Here is a 17061-nt window from a genome sequence, read left to right on the forward strand (position 1 = left end):
ACTTCCGTCGGAATCATGAGGTCGTGTACCGCAATGTGCGCATACCGCTATTGTCGTCATTGTCGAATCTGTCGTATCGCGATCACGGCATCGTGTGACGACAAAAAATCTCAATAGCGGGCGCCACCGGCGTGGCCCCCAAAAACCCGTTATCAAGCGGACTCTAGCACGTGATTTCCAGACCGCAACTCGCGGCAAAATCGTGATAAAAATCACAAAAGTCAGCCACAGACCCACCACAAATAAGTGACATAATTCACAAAAAAATAATAAAACCGGATAAATGGTCAGAAAAAAACCAATCAAGTCACAAAAAATAGTGATGCATATCACTATTTTACGGCCTTGGTTTATATGAAATGTGTGAGTTAAGTCACAATATATTTTCAGCACGAACCGGTCTTCGCAAGAAAACCAGCCCGTGCCGGGGTCACCTTAGTGAGGCAGGAAATTCTGGGATTTGAGCGTCGTGAACAGTTTCTGCTGCTGATTGGCGATATCGGTCATCATGCTGTTGTACTGATCCACCTGCTGCTGGGTGTGGAACTGGACGCCGTTGTTGCCGAACACCACCTGATTGCCTTGCGTCTGCAGATAATCCCCCACCTGCACTACGCTCTGTGCAAACGACGTGCTGGCCGGCACTACCGTCACCATCGCATTGGCCGGCAGGGAAACGGCGCGGTTATAGACTTTATCGTATACCGTCTGCAATTCTTCCGGCTGCTTGAGCGCCCGGTGGGCGTTATCCGCCTGGGTTTTGGCGTTCTGCACCTGCGGGCTCAGCATATTGAGGCCACCCAGCGCCTGACGCAGGTTATCGCGCTGAGTAATGTAATCCTGCGGCACGCGAATGCGGGACACCACGTCCAGCATCGGCGTCAGGCTGCCTGCCAGCGCCTGATCCAGCTGCTGATTGAAAGCGGTCATCACAGCGTAATCCTGGGTAAAACGCCCGAAGCTCTGTTTCTGCTGTTCGGACAACGCCGGCAACTGGCGCCCTTCCTGCTGTGAAATTCCCTGCAGGAAGGTGATGAACGCCTGACGCGCGTCCTTATCCTTGTCGCCGCAGGCCGACAGTTGCAATGCCACAACCAACATAACCACTGGCAGCAGCCAGCGCGAACGGTAATCCGCCAACATCATTACTACTCCTGTTTATTTTCACCACCGTGACCCGGCGGTCTCTATCGCCCGGCGAGCCATGTCGCCATAAGCGTAACCGAACCTGCCGCCGCGTGGGACATGCCACGCCTGTTTTTTTCGCCCAACGGCCTGTTCAACAATCAAGGACCGTTATTCTACGCCGGATCGACGCCATGCCACCCGCAGAATCGTCTGTTCTGTTACAGCTGTTCTGTTACCACGACGTGCACACGGCTTCGCGCAGGTTGCACACCATCTTGCACACAACATGTCATCTTGCACACCAATCTTGCACATAAGTAGTGCATCCCGGCAATGCACGGCAGATAACCGCCGACCGACTGACAGGCTGGCAAACGCTATAGCGCATTACATTTAATAATTTGAAAGATAAATAAAAAACCAGGAAAACGCCCGCAACGGATTCGTATCGACACGCAACATGGCAAGTATTTTGCTTTGTCTGACTGGCAGCAGGAGCGATAGCGGGCAACCGGTGTCGCCAGACAATTTGGAAATGGGTGACTAGGGTTCCGGCTTTACTGCGCAGGTCCGAGAGTCACCGACCGCCCTCTGGCGGTTACACGGCGGGATAAAAGCCCGGGAGGATACAGCGAGATACATGCTCGCCGCCCTCCTGCTTTGCTAATGATTGCGCCCACCGTCAGAGGATATTCGCCATGAAAACGATTCAACGATTACTGCTTGTTTGCGCACTGGCGCTGTGCAGCGCCGGCGCGCTGGCCGCCAACAAACCCGCCTTCAAACTCTGCTGGTCCATTTATGCCGGCTGGATGCCGTGGGACTACGCCCAGCAACAAGGCATCATCAAAAAATGGGCCGACAAATACGGCATCGATATCCAGTTTGTTCAGGTCAACGACTACATCGAATCCGTTAACCAGTACACCGCAGGCGGCTTTGACGGCTGCGCCATGACCAACATGGACGCCCTGACCATTCCGGCGGCCGGCGGCGTGGACAGCACCGCGCTTATCGTCGGCGACTACTCAAACGGCAACGACGGCATTCTGATCAAAGGCACTAACAGCCTGGCCGCGCTCAAAGGCAAGCCGATCAACCTGGTCCAGCTGTCCGTGTCTCACTACCTGCTGGCGCGGGCGCTGGAAAAGAACGGCATGAGCGAGAAGGACATCAAAGTGGTGAATACCGCCGATGCCGATCTGGTCGCCGCCTTCGGTACGTCGGAGGTGCAGGCCATCGTCACCTGGAACCCGTTGCTGGCGGAAGCCAAAAAACAGCCGGGCAGCCAGTTGGCGTTTTCTTCCGCGCAAATCCCCGGCGAAATTCTCGACCTGCTGGTGGTCAATACCGCCACGCTGAAGCAACACCCCGAACTGGGCAAAGCCCTGACCGGCGCCTGGTATGAAACCCTGCACGTTATGTCCGGCGACAGCAGCGCCGCCCGTCAGGCCCGCACTTTCATGGGACAGGCCGCCGGCACCGATCTGGCCGGATTCGACGAACAACTGGCCGCCACCCACCTGTTCGCCACCCCGAAACAGGCGCTGGAGTTCGTCCAGAACGCCCAGTTGAAAGCCACCATGCAGTCAGTCGCGGAGTTCTCCTTCCGTCACGGCCTGCTGGGCGACGGCGCGCCGGGCGCAGACGTGGTGGGGGTATCCACCCCTGCGGGTCTGTGGGGCAACACCGGTAACGTCAAACTGCGTTTCAGCGACGAGTTTCTGAAACTGGCGGCCGACAACAAGCTGTAATACGGGAGAACGCCGGATGCGCAAATTGATCAACTACCAGCCGCTGCCGCTGACACGCGGGATGATGGGGTTTCTGCCGCTACTGGCGCTGCTGCTTGTCTACCTGATGGCGTCCGACGCCCGGCTGGCGGCGAACGCCGCCGACAAGCTGCTGCCGGGGCTGGGCGCGATGGCGGACGCCATGCATCGCATGGCGTTCGAGCCCAACGAACGCACCGGTGAATACCTGCTGTGGGTCGACACCGCCGCCAGCCTGCTTCGGCTGTTGACCGGCGTGGGGTTAAGCGCGCTGCTGGCGCTGGTGTTCGGCCTGCTGTGCGGCGCGCTGCCGGCGGTGCGCGCCACGCTGTCGCCGCTGATCACCCTGTTTGCGCTGATCCCGCCGCTGGCGGTGCTGCCTGTCCTGTTCATCTGCTTTGGGCTGGGCGAGGTATCCAAAGTGGTGCTGATCATGGTAGGCATCACGCCGTTCATCATCCGCGACCTGCAACTCTACATCCAGAGCCTGCCGCAGGAGCAACTGGTCAAAGCGCAAACCCTCGGCGGCCACAGCGGCCAAATCCTGTGGCGGGTGATTTTACCGCAATTGATGCCGCGGTTGCTGGATGCGGTGCGCCTGTCGCTCAGTTCCGCCTGGCTGTTCCTGATCGCCGCCGAAGCTATCGCCGCCACCGAGGGGCTGGGCTACCGCATTTTCCTGATGCGCCGCTATCTGGCGATGGACGTCATTCTGCCTTACGTCGCCTGGATCGCGGCGCTGGCGTTCCTGCTTGATGTGCTGCTGCGGGTCATCAGCCGTCGCGGCTGGCCCTGGTATTACTCGAAATGAGCGTTGACCGGAATGCAGGAGAACCTATGTCGTTGTTAAAACTTAAAAACATCAGGAAAGAGTACGACGGTCAGGTGGTGCTGGAGCGGCTCAACGTTTCGGTCGAGGAAGGCGAATTCGTCTCCATCGTCGGTGCGTCCGGTTGCGGCAAGACCACGTTTCTCAAGATGCTGCTCGGCACTGAAAGCCCCAGCAGCGGCCAGTTGCTGCTCGACGGCGCGCCCATGCCGCAGGAGCCGGACGAACACCGCGGCGTGGTGTTCCAACGCTATTCGGTTTTCCCTCACCTCAGCGTGGCGGAGAACGTCATGCTCGGTGCGGAATTCGCCGAAGCCCGCTGGCTGGGCCGGGTATGGGGCCGGCGGCGTCGCGCCCTGCACGCCGGCGCAATGGAGATGTTGCGTCAGGTAGGTCTGGAACAATCCGCCCACAAGTACCCGCATCAGCTGTCCGGCGGCATGCAGCAGCGGCTGGCGCTGGCGCAGGCGTTGATCAAACGCCCGCGCATTCTGCTGCTGGATGAGCCGTTCGGCGCGCTGGACCCCGGCATCCGCGCCGAAATGCACCAGTTGATCAGCCAGTTGTGGCGGGAAAATTGCCTGACCATTTTCATGATCACCCATGACCTTAAAGAAGGTTTTTCACTCGGGTCGCGCCTGTGGGTGTTCGACAAGCTGCGCCAGGACCCGCAAGCGCCAGACGCTTTTGGCGCCAGCATCACCTACGACCTTCCGCTGGAGCGCGCGCCTGCCGGCGTGCGGGCTTCGGTGGGAGAACTGATTGACGGGCGGCGGCACGTCGCCTGATGGGAGGAGTCACACAATGAACGATCATTATCAGACCGAACTGCCCGCCGGGTCGCACTGGTCGCTGGTTATGCGCCGCGGTACCGCGCTGCGCATAACCGACGTCGCAGGCGGCGCCAACGTGGGCATGCTGTTCTACAACCCGGAAAATCCGCTGGAGCGTTACAACGCGCCGGACACACTCAAATGCCAACATACGTTTCGCCTGACCGCCGGCCACTGCCTGTACTCGGATATGGGCCGTATTTTCTGCGGCATCGAAACCGACAGTTTCGGCTGGCATGAAACCGTGTGCGGTAGCGCCAACGCGCAGCAGGTGGCGCGTCAGTTCGGCGAACTGAACTACCAGCAGGCCCGTAACAGCCGCCATCAGAACGGCTACGACAGCTTTCTGGTGGAACTGGCGAAATACGGTCTTGGCAAGCGCGACATGGCCGCCTGCGTTAACTTTTTCGCCCGCGTGAGCAGCGACGACGACGGCAACCTGACGCTGGAACAGCAGGGGCAGCCCGGCGCCAGCGTCACTCTGCGTTTCGCCATGGATACGCTGGTTATCCTGCATACCTGCCCGCATCCGCTCAGCGCCGCCGCTGACTACCCGCGACATCCGATCCTACTGACGCTGGACCACCAGCGTGCGCCGTTGCCGGACATCTGTCTGGCGCGACCGGAGAACCGGCGAGGACTACGCAACAACACGCTTTACTATCTGGCCGAACAACCCCAAGGAGTCTGATCATGATCCAGACCAGTCAACGCGACCCCGCCACGGCGGTTTATCGCGCCACCCTTCCCGCCGGCGACTACTGGCTGCACCGCATCGAGGCCGGCCAGACGCTGCGTATTACCGATCTCGAAGGCAATCAGGCCGCCGATACCCTGTTCTACAACGCCGACGATACCGCCGAGCGCTACAGCGTGACCGATACCCTGCGCGGTCAGCGCAACGTATTTCTCACCACCGGCAGCATACTGCGTTCCAACGAAGACCGCCCGATGCTGGAAATCGTGGCGGATACCTGCGGCCGCCACGACACCCTCGGCGGCGCCTGCGCCACCGAGAGCAACACGGTGCGCTACGATCTGGAAAAACGCCACATGCACGCCTGCCGCGACAGCTGGATGCTGGCAGTGGCGCAACACCCGGAATACCACCTGACCAAACGCGACATCACCCACAACATCAATTTTTTCATGAACGTGCCGGTGACGCGGGAAGGCGGACTGACCTTCGCCGACGGCATCTCCGCACCGGGGAAATACGTGGAAATGGTGGCGAAAATGAACGTACTGGTGCTGATCTCCAATTGTCCGCAGTTGAACAACCCTTGTAACGGCTACAACCCCACCCCGATCGATATCGTCGTCTGGTAAAGGCGGCGGCAACGACACGCATCGGGAACAGCGACGCGCGGGACGACCCGCAACACGCGTCCGAGACTTCGCAGGACGGCCTGCCCGTAAGAGACTCTGTCATGTTTGAGCGAGTACTGATTGCCAACCGTGGCGCTATTGCGGTACGCATCATCCGCACCCTGAAAAAAATGGGCGTGAAGGCCATCGTCGTTTACGCCGAAGCGGATCGTCATTCGCTGCACGTGCGTCAGGCGGACGAAGCCTGGTCGCTGGGCGACGGCCCGGTGCGCGATACCTACCTGAATCAGGACAAATTGCTGCACATCGCAGCAGAAAGCGGCGCACAGGCCATTCACCCCGGCTACGGCTTCCTGAGCGAGAACGCCGGTTTCGTCACCCGCTGCGAGCAGGCGGGCCTGGTATTTCTCGGCCCGACCGTGGCGCAGATGACCGCTTTCGGCCTCAAGCATCAGGCGCGCGCGCTGGCGCAGCAGAATGACGTACCGCTGCTGCCCGGCAGCGGCCTGCTCACCTCGCTGGACAGCGCCTGCGAACAGGCGCGACGCATTGGTTATCCGGTGATGTTAAAGAGCACCGCGGGCGGCGGCGGCATCGGCATGCAGCGCTGCAATGACCAAGACCAGTTGGTCGATGCCTTTACCCGCGTGAAACGGCTGGCGGGCAACAATTTCGCCGACGACGGCGTGTTTCTGGAAAAATTCATCGCCCAGGCCCGCCACATCGAAGTGCAGGTATTCGGCGACGGCCAGGGCAACGTCATCGCCCTTGGCGAACGCGACTGCTCCGCCCAGCGCCGCAACCAGAAAGTGATTGAGGAGACCCCAGCCCCCAATCTTGGCGACAACGTACGCGCCGAACTACAGGCCACCGCCATCCGGCTGTGTCAGGCGGTGAACTACCGCAGCGCAGGCACGGTAGAGTATGTGTACGACGAAAACAGCAAGCGGTTCTGGTTCCTGGAGGTCAACACTCGCCTGCAGGTAGAACACGGCGTGACCGAGATGGTGTACGGCGTCGACATCGTGCAATGGATGGTGACGCTGGGCGCCGGTTGCCTGCCGCCGCTTCACACACTTGCCGCCACGCCGCACGGCCACGCCATTCAGGTGCGGCTGTACGCCGAAGACCCGGCCAAACAGTTCCAGCCTTGCGCCGGGTTGCTGAGCAACGTCAGTTTCCCGGACGCGCTACCCGGCCTCACCCTGCGTATCGACCACTGGCTGGACAGCGGCAGCGAGGTGTCACCGTTTTATGACCCGATGCTGGCGAAAGTCCTCGTTCACGGCGCCAGCCGGGACGCCGCGCTCGACGGTATGGCGCAGGCGCTGAGCGCCACGTCGCTGTACGGCATCGAAACCAATCTCGACTGGCTACGCCACCTGTTGACCCTGCCCGCCGTCAGACGCGGAGAAATCATCACCGCGACGCTGGGCGGCGTCGTCTGGCAACCCGCTACGCTGGATGTCCTCGGCGGCGGCACGCTCACCACCGTGCAGGATGCGCCCGGCCGCACCGGTTACTGGCATGTCGGCGTCCCGCCTTCAGGTCCATTCGACGTTCGCTCCTTCCGACTCGGTAACCAATTGCTGGGCAACGCGCCGGACGCCGCCGGGTTGGAGCTCACTCTGCGAGGCCCGACGCTGCGCTTCAACCGCGACTGCACTTTCGTCATCACCGGCGCCGCCATCGACGCCCGGCTGGATGATGCTCCGCTCGCCGGCTGGCGGACTCATCACGCCTGCGTCGGGCAAACGCTAACGCTTGGCGACATTCAGGGCGCAGGCTGCCGCAGCTACCTGTTGCTGGCCGGCGGTCTGGCCTGCCCGAGGTATCTGGGCAGCCGCAGCACCTTCACGCTCGGCAAATTCGGCGGTCATGCCGGGCGGGCGTTGCGCGCCGGCGACGTGCTGCATCTGGCCGCGCCTCAGTCGTCCGTCATCGATGCCGCCCTGCCTGCGCCCGACTGGCGCTCTCACTGGCAATTGCGGGTGATTTACGGGCCGCACGGCGCGCCGGACTACTTTACCCCAGAGGACATCGAGGCTTTTTTCGCCGCCGACTGGCAGGTGCATTACAACTCCAGCCGTACCGGCATCCGGCTGATTGGCCCTAAACCTCAGTGGGCGCGAACCGATGGCGGCGAAGCCGGCATGCACCCATCCAATATCCATGACAACGCCTACGCCTTCGGCACGGTGGACTTTACCGGCGATATGCCGGTCATCCTGGGACCGGACGGCCCCTCGCTGGGCGGGTTCGTCTGCCCGGCCACGGTGATCCACGCCGATTTATGGAAACTCGGCCAGTTAAAAGCCGGCGACAGCATTCGTTTCATGCCGGTAAGTCTGGAGCAGGCGGACGAACTGGCGCGCGCAGCGGAATGCGCCATCTCCGCCGGTCGCACAGTTGCAGAACCAACCATCGCCGCCTGTTGCCCGTCACCCATGCTGTATCACCGTTCGGCGCAAGACGATCGACCATCGGTGAACTGCCTGGCGGCAGGCGACCGTTTCCTGCTGCTGGAGTATGGCGAGCACCGGCTGGATATCGCTCTGCGTTTTCGCGTACACGCGCTGATGCAGTGGCTGGAACAGCATCCGTTGCCGGGCATACAGGAGCTGACGCCGGGTATCCGCTCGCTGCAAATCCATTTCGATAGCCTGCAATGCCCGCGCAGCGCGCTGCTGGCGCATCTGCAGCAAGCGGACGACGCGCTCGGCGACCTACAGCATGCCGCCGTTCCTTCCCGCACCGTGTGGCTGCCGCTCAGTTGGGACGACGACGCCTGCCGTGAGGCCATCACCCGCTATACCCAGTCGGTCAGACCCGGCGCCCCCTGGTGCCCCAGCAACATCGAATTCATCCGTCGCATCAACGGGCTGGAGTCGGTGGATCAGGTCAAAGACATCGTATTCAGCGCCCGTTATCTGGTGATGGGACTGGGAGACGTCTACCTCGGCGCGCCGGTCGCCACCCCGCTCGACCCGCGTCACCGGCTGGTGACCACCAAATACAACCCGGCCCGCACCTGGACGGCGGAAAACTCGGTCGGCATCGGCGGCGCCTATCTGTGTGTATACGGTATGGAAGGCCCCGGCGGCTATCAGTTCATCGGCCGCACATTGCAGATGTGGAACCGCGATCGACAAACCGACGCTTTCCGCCAACCCTGGTTGCTGCGGTTCTTCGATCAGATTCGCTTTTATCCGGTTACCGCACAGGAGTTGCTGGCGATCCGCGAGCGCTTTCCGTGGGGAGATTATCCGTTGCGTACCGAAGAAGGGGAGTTCCGCCTCGCCGACTATCAGCGGAATCTGGTAGAGCGGCAACCGGCGATCGACGCTTTCCAGCAGCAACGCCAGCAGGCATTTGACGAGGAGCTGGCGCGCTGGCGCGCCGACGGTCAGTTCACTTTCGACAGCAGCTTGCAGGAGACTACCGTTGATGACGATGCCGTTCCGGCCCACGGTTACGGCGTGGAAAGCCAGGTGGCGGGCAGCGTCTGGCAGTGGCTGGTTGCTCCCGGCGATACCGTCAGCGCCGGTCAACTGGTGGGGATTCTGGAGTCGATGAAAATGGAAATTCCCATCACCGCGCCGGTCGCGGGCATTATTCACACGCTGCACCGTCAACCCGGCCATCAGGTGCAAGCAGGACAGTTGCTGATGGTGATCGAACCCGCTGACGCCTGATATCGTTATCTTGCCGTCTTATCCGGCTGACATGCGTCAGCCGGTTGTTTTTACGCGAAATGACGGTAACCATACAGGTACCGGATTCAGGCTGATAACGGCATAAAAAATATGAAAGTCAGAGCAATTTTGTGGTGGATACTGGCTATCGTCCCCCCAACGGCATGGGCCGATTACCGTACGTGCAATATCATCAACGGGCAAATCGCCGCCTGCGGTTCGTGGTTTCAGGGCTCCGCCCCAGTTTTGCAACACGGCGAGTATCGGGAATGCACCATCGCCAACGGCAGAGTGACATTTTGCGGCAAATGGTATCAGGGTAGCGCAGCCGTGCTAAAAGAGGGCACCTATCGCGAATGCAACATCGCCAACGGCAGGGTAACGTTTTGCGGGAAGTGGTATCAGGGAAAAGCGGTGGTGGATAATTAGTGGGTGACGGCTGACTGCCGTGGGCGTAGCGGGCGGTGGTGTCCACGGTTTTGCCCGCACCGCCGCGCAGTACATCCAGCACCCGGCCGTTGTACACCCAGTGACGGCGGGCCACCAGCTGGCCGTGGCGGTAGTGCCGCACTTCGGCTATCTGGTCGCCGTCCCACAGGTAACGTACGTCCTCGCCGCGCGCCTCGCAGCGTTTGCCCACCCGGCGGCCGAACGGGTCGTAGCGGTGATGCTATCCCTATCAGAACTATATGTAAGGTAATTGGATATAGTTAAGACGGATTACTCTTCACCAATTCATCCTACAAGCGTTCATCTGACTTACAGCATCTTATTATAAAAATTTCAATTTATCTGCTACAGAACAACTAGTTATCTGTGCTTCAGATAGTCTTGTGTTGACAAACGTACTTCCAGAGATATTGCATCCTGTGAATTTTGCATCATCAAAAATACAATCCTCAAAGTAACAAGAATAGAAATTAGACTTTGATAAATTAGCCTTGGAAAAATCACAGCCAACAAATTTTTTGCCTCGGATTAATATATCCTTCATTTTGCAAGAAACAAAAATACATAAATTAAAATCCGCGCTTATTCTGGTTGATTCAAATACCGAGCCACTGAAATCACAATTATTGAAATGCTCAGACAAATTGGCTGGCAACGTCGAACCAACGAACTTGCAACCATCAAAAACCGAATCAATAAAACCCGTAATTCCTCGTGATGGGCCATATGCATCTTTATTTCCACTTATACTTTGTGAGTACGAGAAATCAATGTCTTTTATTAAATGATAGTGAATGGGTTCCCTAAAGGAAAAGCCCCTAAAATCTACTTTCCCTTCATCCGTCAATCCAAAAGGTTGGGCTCTCCAACGGGAGTTGGATACCCCTTTATCTCTCCAGTCTTCCTTTTTGAGATTACGGTTAATTTCAAAGTTCAATTCATCAGGCCATCTATTCCTGAGTTCTTTCTTTAGCTTTCCAGTCATATATCCCCGCTTAATAGAGAATATTAATTAGCCAGTCCGTTACGCCATTGACGTTATATTTCCCTATTTTGGGAGCCTGACCTGGGGTTGTGATATCAAATACAGCAACCTTTCCACTAGGAAGTTCTAAATGATAATCTGGCCGCAAATTTCCCCACCAAGACCCTGTTTTATTTCTGACAACGTCTTTAAGATATCTATTATCTACAGTTAATTTGTCCGTCATTTGCTGAATAGCATTTCCTCGCGATACGTTCTTAAGCCATTGAGGCACATGAGAATTATTGGCCCATTTTTGGTGAATTTTTCCCCATGCGGTATTCATATGACCACCACGATCAAGAAGACGGGCTGCTCTTTGCATTGCCGCATCCAACTCACCAGCAGCACGATCAACAGCCTGATGCCCACCGAGACCTTTCCCTCCTGAGCCAGCACCGCATGCCACCAACCCAAACGGATCGACCCAAGTAATCGGGTTGGGCGCGTAAGCGTAGTTATTATCCCCACCCTCTATCCCTATCGGGTCTGGCGACACATAACACCCACCGGCCGGGTCGTAGTACCGAAAGCGGTTATAGCATAGCCCGCTTTCGCTGTCACGGAGCTGCCCGGCGAAGGCCAGGCCGGGGTCCGGACTTTCCGAATGTTCTGTCTGCCGGCGTCCCCACAGCGTCGCTTTCGGCACCTGCCAGCGCAGTGCGCCGTCCTGTGCGAACAGCGCCTGTGGCGCGCCGTTCTGGCTGCTGGTCACAAAATCCGTTTCCCAGTCGCCGCCGGTGTGCTGACGCTGTTGCACCACCAGCTCCCAGCCGTTGTAGACCCAGTGACGACGGGCCACCAGCTGACCGTGGCGGTAGTGCCGCACTTCGGCTATCTGGTCGCCGTCCCACAGGTAACGTACGTCCTCGCCGCGCGCCTCGCAGCGTTTGCCCACCCGGCGACCGAACGGGTCGTAGCGGTACAGCCAGCGCTCGCCTGTCGGCGTGTCCACCACCCGGAGCTGGTTGCGGCTGTCCCAGCGGTACTGCCATACCTGCGGGCGGTAGCCCGGCTGCAGCACCTGTTTTTTCACCAGTCGACCCGCCTTGTCGTACTGGTAGTGGGTGTCATCGCGCTGGACCAGCCGCCCGGCCTGCCATTCGGTAAGCCGTCCCGCCTCCTGCGGCAGACCGCCGCGGGTATAGTGGTAGCGGGCGGTGGTGTCCACGGTTTTGCCCGCCCCGCCGCTCAGTACCTCCAGCACCCGGCCGCTGGCGTCCAGCCGGTAGCCTTCGGCCTCGCGGTTGTGGCGCACCCCGGTCAGGTTACCGGCGCCGTCGTAGCGGTATTCCCGCGTCTGGGCCGCCAGCAGGCTGCCGTCCTGGCGCTGGCCGCTCATCTCCCGCGTCAGCCAGCCCATCACGTCGTATTCCCGCTGCTGGACAAAGCCGCTGCCGCCGGTGCGGAGCGACTCCCGGCCCGCCGCATCGTGGGTCAGCGTCAGCTCCGCGCCGTCCGGCAGTTGCACCTGCCGCAGTTCGCCGGTGCGGGTGTAATGGAACAGGCTGGTGAGCGGGGCAAGAGCGCTGGCGGTGTCGTCCGCATCGCCGTCCCACGCCAGCGTGCGGGTAACGGTGCGAGCCGCGTCATCGTACTGGCGGGTGAGCAGCGTGCCGTTGTGCCATTCACGCACCACCCGGTCACGCAGGTCGTAGTCCAGCTGCACATGGACGGTGACCGACGAGGTGACCTCCGTCAGCCGACCCACCGCGTCATAGCGGTAATGCAGGCTGTCATCCGGCGCGGTTTCACGCAGCAGCAGCCCACGGGCGTCGTACAGGAAGTGACGGGCATCGCCTTCGCCATTACGCACGCCGACGCACAGGCCGTCTTCGTCGTAGTCGTAGTGGGTCTCGGTGCCGGTCATGTCGCGCTCGCGGATGACCCGCCCGTCGGCGTCCAGCCACCACTGCCAGCGGCTGCCGTCCGGCGCGATAACCGCAATCAACTGCTGGCTCTCCTTATCGTACTCGTAGCGCCAGGTGCGACCTTCGGCATCGGTGCGCGACGTCAGCAGGTCGAACGGCCCAAAGGTCTGACGCCACAACGCACCGTTGCCGTCCACGTAGCTCAGCAGGTTGTTGTGGCGGTCGTACTGGCGCCGCTCTTCCCTGTCGTCCGGGCGCATCAGCTGCTCCGGCAGCTTCCAGCTGGCCCGGCGGTAACCGAGCCCAAAGCGAGCGCCGTCCGCCCGCTGCCACTGCACCACCCGGTCCTGCATGTCGTAACGCAACTGCTGGGTGCGGCTCTCGGCGTCGGTGGCGCTCAGCAACCGCTGACGGTGGTCATACTGCAACCGCGCCTGCACCTCGCCGGCCCCGTCGCTCACCTGCGTCAGCAGGCCGTAGCGATTCCAGGTGAATCGCACTTCGCTGGCATCCGGACCGGTGAGCCGCTCCGGGTTGCCTTCGGCGTCATACACCCAGCCCCATTCACGCCCCAGCGGGTCGGTGACGCCGCACAGCCGCTGCGCTTCATCATAGTCGTACTGCCACTGGTGGCCGCTGCCGTCGGTAAAGGTGCTGACCAGCCCGGTATCGTCCAGATAGCCGAACTCGACCACCCGCCCGGCGGGCGAGATTTCCCGCAGCAGGTTGCCGTAATCGTCGTAGTCGTAGCGGGTGACGTGGCCGAGCGGGGATGTTTCCCAGCTCATCAGGTACAGGTCGTTAAAACCGAATTCGCTGCGCTGGCCGTCGCCGTCGGTCATCACCACCCGGTCGGGGTGGTAGTCGAAGCGGGCGGTCAGAAAGCCGTCGGCGCAGGTGGTGTAGACGCAGCGCCCCTGCGCGTCGTACTCGTAGCGCGCCCAGGTCTGGTCGTTGTCGTGCCAGCGGGTCAGCCGGTGGGCGGCGTCGTACTCGTAGTACAGGTGATAGGCCTGGGTGGCGTCGGCCTCAATCAGCCTGCCCTGTTCGTCCTGGCGGTACCCGGCCAGCAGCGTTTTCTGGCCGCCATCGATACGTTGTATCTGGTGCAGGAATTCGCCCCGCCACACCAGCAGCAGGGTGATGCCGTCGCTGTGGCGCACCTGGCGCAGGTAGCCTTTCGGGTCACGCACCAGTTCGATGCGGTTGTCGTGGGTATCGTGAATGGCCGACAGCAACCGGCGCTCGCCCTGTATCACGCTAAAGTCGCGCCAGGTCTGCTGGTCGCGGTGCCACAGGCTGAAACCCTCGCCCCGGCGGTGCAGGGTAAATTCCGGATAGTGCGGGCAGTACACAGCCTGCACGTCCTGATGGAAGGTGAAATCGATGTCGTAGCCCTGCGCCAGCGTGATGACCACGTGGGTGTTGAGGCCGTCGCGCGTCACCGTCGCCACCTCGCTCCAGCTGTCGTGCCAGCCGCGGCCCAGCAGCCCGACATGCACGGAGGCGGAGCGGTAGGTGCGCTCGAACACCAGCGGCAGCGTCTGACCCAGTTCGATATCGGTACGGGATTCAATCACCTCGCCGCTGGCGATATAAACCGGGTCTTTGAGGAAACCGCGCACCGCTTCCGTGATACGCGTCAGCCCCTTGTTGTTGCGAAACCCTTCGCTGGCGCATTTGACCGCGTTTTTCAGTCCTTCCAGCGTTTTCAGCGCCCCGACACGCATCCCCCGCAGCACCGCCATCGGCCCGCGGGTAAACAACTTGCCCAGCCCTCTGAACATGCCCCGGCTGGGTGGCACCAGAAACTCCACCGCAATCAGCAGCGCTCGTTGCAGTGCGGTAAATTCGTCGGCGATCTCCAGATAGGTGCCCTGACCAGAGCCGAAAAATACCGTCGAGGCCCCTTCCTTGATGGTGGCACCACAGACGGTTTTATCGTCGATACGGGCGGCCGGCGCGTCATTCACAAATACCGACTCGCTGCCCTGGGCAATCAGTTGCGGGCTGTTGTGCCGGGTGCAGGCGACGGTATCTTTCGTGGCGCGGGCCACCGGCTGCTTTTCGACAAACACGTTGCCGGAGCCGGACGCTACCGGCCCGAACGACGGTGAGCCGCTGTCCACCATCGCCGAGACCTTGCTGGACACCGAGTCTATCAGGCCGCCCAGCAAACTGACCGCACCAAATCCGGCGGCCAGTTTCACCACCCCCACCACCAGTGCCGCGCCCATCCCGCCGGTGCCGATGACGGCGACCGCCACCGCCGCCGCTGCTGCCGCTGCCACGGCAAACACGGCCGCCGCCACCAGCGCCCCGGCAATCGCCCCGAAGATGGCCCCTTTAAAACTCTTGTGCTTGATAGTCTTGCCCGGTGAGGTCGGCGGCTTGCCCTGGCAAGGCTGTGGCCGGTCGGCGGGCGGATTGGGTCGATTACCGGCGTGCATGGCCCCGACCCGGGCCACGCGGCTCAGAATATCGTTCAGCATCGTGACTCCCTTCAGGGTACGGCTTTAAACGTCTCAATCACCGCCAGCAATGCGGTTTTCTGTTCGTTCTTCAGTTCACCGGCCGCCGTGAGGGTAAAGGTCAGCAGCAGCTCGCCGCGCACCTGCATCACCACCACCTGATGCATCGGCCCTTCCGGCGAGCGCCAGCTGTACTCCAGCCCGCGCGCCGGCAGACCGTCCAGCGTCAGCTCCCAGGCGGCGCGCTCTTCGTAACCTTTCAGATGGGTGGAAAACTGCGCCAGCGTCTGCTCATAGACGGTGTCCGGCGACAGGCCGAACTCAATCGGTGTGCGGTTGACCACCAGATTGGCGGTATCGCCCGGCAGCACAAACACGTGCAGCGACTCGTCGCGCCAGCCTGCCGGTATCGCCAGGGTGCCTTCATTCATCTGATACATACGTTGCGTTTCCCTTAGTTCAAATCGATACGGGTACCGTTCAGCACCAGTCCTTTACCGGTAATGGAAATGTTGCCGTCCTTGTCGATGGCGATGAAGCCGCCGGCGGTGGCAATCAGGATGTCGCCGCTCTGGGACTGGATGGCGATATTGTTTTTCACCTGCAGCGACTCGTTGTCGTTGACGGTGGTGTTGCGGTTTTGGGTGACGGCGACGGTCTGCTCGCCCTGAATCTCGGTGACCTGATTTTCCTTCACCGACACCGTCTGGTTGTGCTGCACTACCACCGTCTGGTCGCCGCCCACGTTCTCGCTATGGCTGGCGTTGACCGAGGTGCTGCGATTGTTCAGCACCACGGTGTTCATGTCCTTCTGGGCGTGGATAAACACCTCTTCCTGCCCGGCCTGGTCCTCGAAGCGCAGCTCGTTGAACCCGGCGCCCTTGTGGGTATTGGTGCGCAGCGAGGTGCGGGTTTTGTTGGCCGGTAGCGGATACGGCGACGGGTTGGTGGCATGGAAGGTCCGTCCGGTCACGATCGGCTGGTCCGGGTCGCCCTCCAGAAAGCTCACCACCACCTCATGACCGATGCGCGGAATGGCGATCAGCCCGTACTGCCCGCCGGCCCAGCCCTGACTGACCCGCACCCAGCACGAGCTTTGGTCATCGCTGGCGCCGTAGCGGTCCCACGGGAATTGCAGTTTCACCCGGCCAAATTCGTCGCAGTAAATCTCTTCGCCTGCCGGCCCCACCACCGTCGCAATCTGCGGGCCGTCCACCATCGGTTTGTACGGCAACGCCGCCCGCCAGGTGGCGGTGCCTTTTACCACTTCGAAACTGTTGCCGAGCGTGGTCGGCTCGCCGCCGCTTTCCTCTTCCAGCGCCTGCGGCTGCTGCCCGCTGTGGGTCACCGCCACCACCTGCCAGGCGAGATTGAACGCCGGGTTCGGGTGCTCGGTGAGAGTAAAGGTACTGCCCGGCCTCAATTCGGCGGCGTTGGATTCGCCGCTGCCGGTCATCGCCCCGGCGCGTAGCGCGTCCAGCCGGTAGCCGGTAAAGGCCTTGCCGCTCGGGTCCTGCTTGAAGCGGCCGGGGTAGTCGAAGTGCTGGTAGGATTCGCGCTGATGGTCCAGCTCGCTGCTCATCTTGTTGTGCAGCAGCCCGTAGGCCGGGGTTTTGAAGCTGTAATCCTTCAGCGCCACCTCGGCGGTGCTCACCGCTT

12 protein-coding genes and 1 riboswitch are annotated in these 17061 nt (G+C 60.8%); of the genes, 7 read left to right on the top strand and 5 right to left on the bottom strand.

All coding sequences use genetic code 11. The annotated features are described in order from the left end of the window. Nucleotides 1-435: 435 nt before the first annotated feature. Nucleotides 436-1146: a DUF3053 domain-containing protein gene (locus tag DXX3274_RS21650; protein WP_042861626.1), complete on the bottom strand. Its 711-nt coding sequence runs from the start codon at nucleotides 1144-1146 to the stop codon at nucleotides 436-438. A gap of 514 nt (nucleotides 1147-1660) precedes the next feature. Beyond that, nucleotides 1661-1755, top strand: a riboswitch (guanidine-I (ykkC/yxkD leader). Between the two features lie 71 nt (nucleotides 1756-1826). On the opposite strand from DXX3274_RS21650, the gene DXX3274_RS21655 reads away from it, so the two are divergent. The 7 genes from DXX3274_RS21655 to DXX3274_RS21685 all read left to right on the top strand — a co-directional run bounded on the left by DXX3274_RS21655 (nucleotide 1827) and on the right by DXX3274_RS21685 (nucleotide 10015). Continuing rightward, nucleotides 1827-2882: a putative urea ABC transporter substrate-binding protein gene (locus DXX3274_RS21655; protein ID WP_042861628.1), complete on the top strand. Its 1056-nt coding sequence runs from the start codon at nucleotides 1827-1829 to the stop codon at nucleotides 2880-2882. A gap of 16 nt (nucleotides 2883-2898) precedes the next feature. Beyond that, nucleotides 2899-3711 carry an ABC transporter permease gene (locus tag DXX3274_RS21660; RefSeq protein ID WP_042861631.1) on the top strand — a complete coding sequence of 271 codons (813 nt, stop codon included), beginning with the start codon at nucleotides 2899-2901 and terminating at the stop codon, nucleotides 3709-3711. A 26-nt stretch (nucleotides 3712-3737) separates the two neighbouring features. Further along, entirely contained in the window at nucleotides 3738-4517 is a 780-nt protein-coding gene (locus DXX3274_RS21665) for an ABC transporter ATP-binding protein (protein ID WP_042861632.1), read from the top strand. A 16-nt stretch (nucleotides 4518-4533) separates the two neighbouring features. Next, the gene (locus DXX3274_RS21670) at nucleotides 4534-5253 is read left to right on the top strand and encodes an urea amidolyase associated protein UAAP1 (RefSeq protein ID WP_042861634.1); all 720 of its coding nucleotides are present in this window, start codon (nucleotides 4534-4536) and stop codon (nucleotides 5251-5253) included. Nucleotides 5254-5255: 2 nt separating this feature from the next. Next, nucleotides 5256-5891, top strand: a complete 636-nt coding sequence (locus tag DXX3274_RS21675) for an urea amidolyase associated protein UAAP2 (protein ID WP_042861636.1) — start codon at nucleotides 5256-5258, stop codon at nucleotides 5889-5891. A gap of 101 nt (nucleotides 5892-5992) precedes the next feature. Continuing rightward, nucleotides 5993-9586, top strand: coding sequence for an urea carboxylase (gene uca / locus DXX3274_RS21680; protein WP_042861638.1), 3594 nt, complete (start codon nucleotides 5993-5995; stop codon nucleotides 9584-9586). 111 nt (nucleotides 9587-9697) lie between these two features. Further along, complete coding sequence (locus DXX3274_RS21685; RefSeq protein WP_050569918.1) at nucleotides 9698-10015, top strand: hypothetical protein; 318 nt, start codon at nucleotides 9698-9700, stop codon at nucleotides 10013-10015. 343 nt (nucleotides 10016-10358) lie between these two features. Here the strand turns inward: DXX3274_RS21685 and DXX3274_RS23200 are convergent, their stop codons facing one another. From DXX3274_RS23200 to tssI, 4 genes are all read right to left on the bottom strand, one after another. Continuing rightward, the gene (locus DXX3274_RS23200) at nucleotides 10359-11021 is read right to left on the bottom strand and encodes a pentapeptide repeat-containing protein (protein WP_071604008.1); all 663 of its coding nucleotides are present in this window, start codon (nucleotides 11019-11021) and stop codon (nucleotides 10359-10361) included. Between the two features lie 10 nt (nucleotides 11022-11031). Next, nucleotides 11032-15423 carry an RHS repeat-associated core domain-containing protein gene (locus DXX3274_RS21695; RefSeq protein WP_238556071.1) on the bottom strand — a complete coding sequence of 1464 codons (4392 nt, stop codon included), beginning with the start codon at nucleotides 15421-15423 and terminating at the stop codon, nucleotides 11032-11034. Between the two features lie 11 nt (nucleotides 15424-15434). Further along, the gene (locus tag DXX3274_RS21700) at nucleotides 15435-15842 is read right to left on the bottom strand and encodes a DUF1795 domain-containing protein (protein ID WP_042861642.1); all 408 of its coding nucleotides are present in this window, start codon (nucleotides 15840-15842) and stop codon (nucleotides 15435-15437) included. A 14-nt stretch (nucleotides 15843-15856) separates the two neighbouring features. Next, a partial coding sequence (gene tssI, locus DXX3274_RS21705) for a type VI secretion system tip protein TssI/VgrG (RefSeq protein ID WP_042861644.1) occupies nucleotides 15857-17061 on the bottom strand: 1205 nt, incomplete at its 5' end.

This window comes from Dickeya sp. NCPPB 3274, assembly GCF_000406205.1.
GTDB lineage: Bacteria > Pseudomonadota > Gammaproteobacteria > Enterobacterales > Enterobacteriaceae > Dickeya > Dickeya fangzhongdai.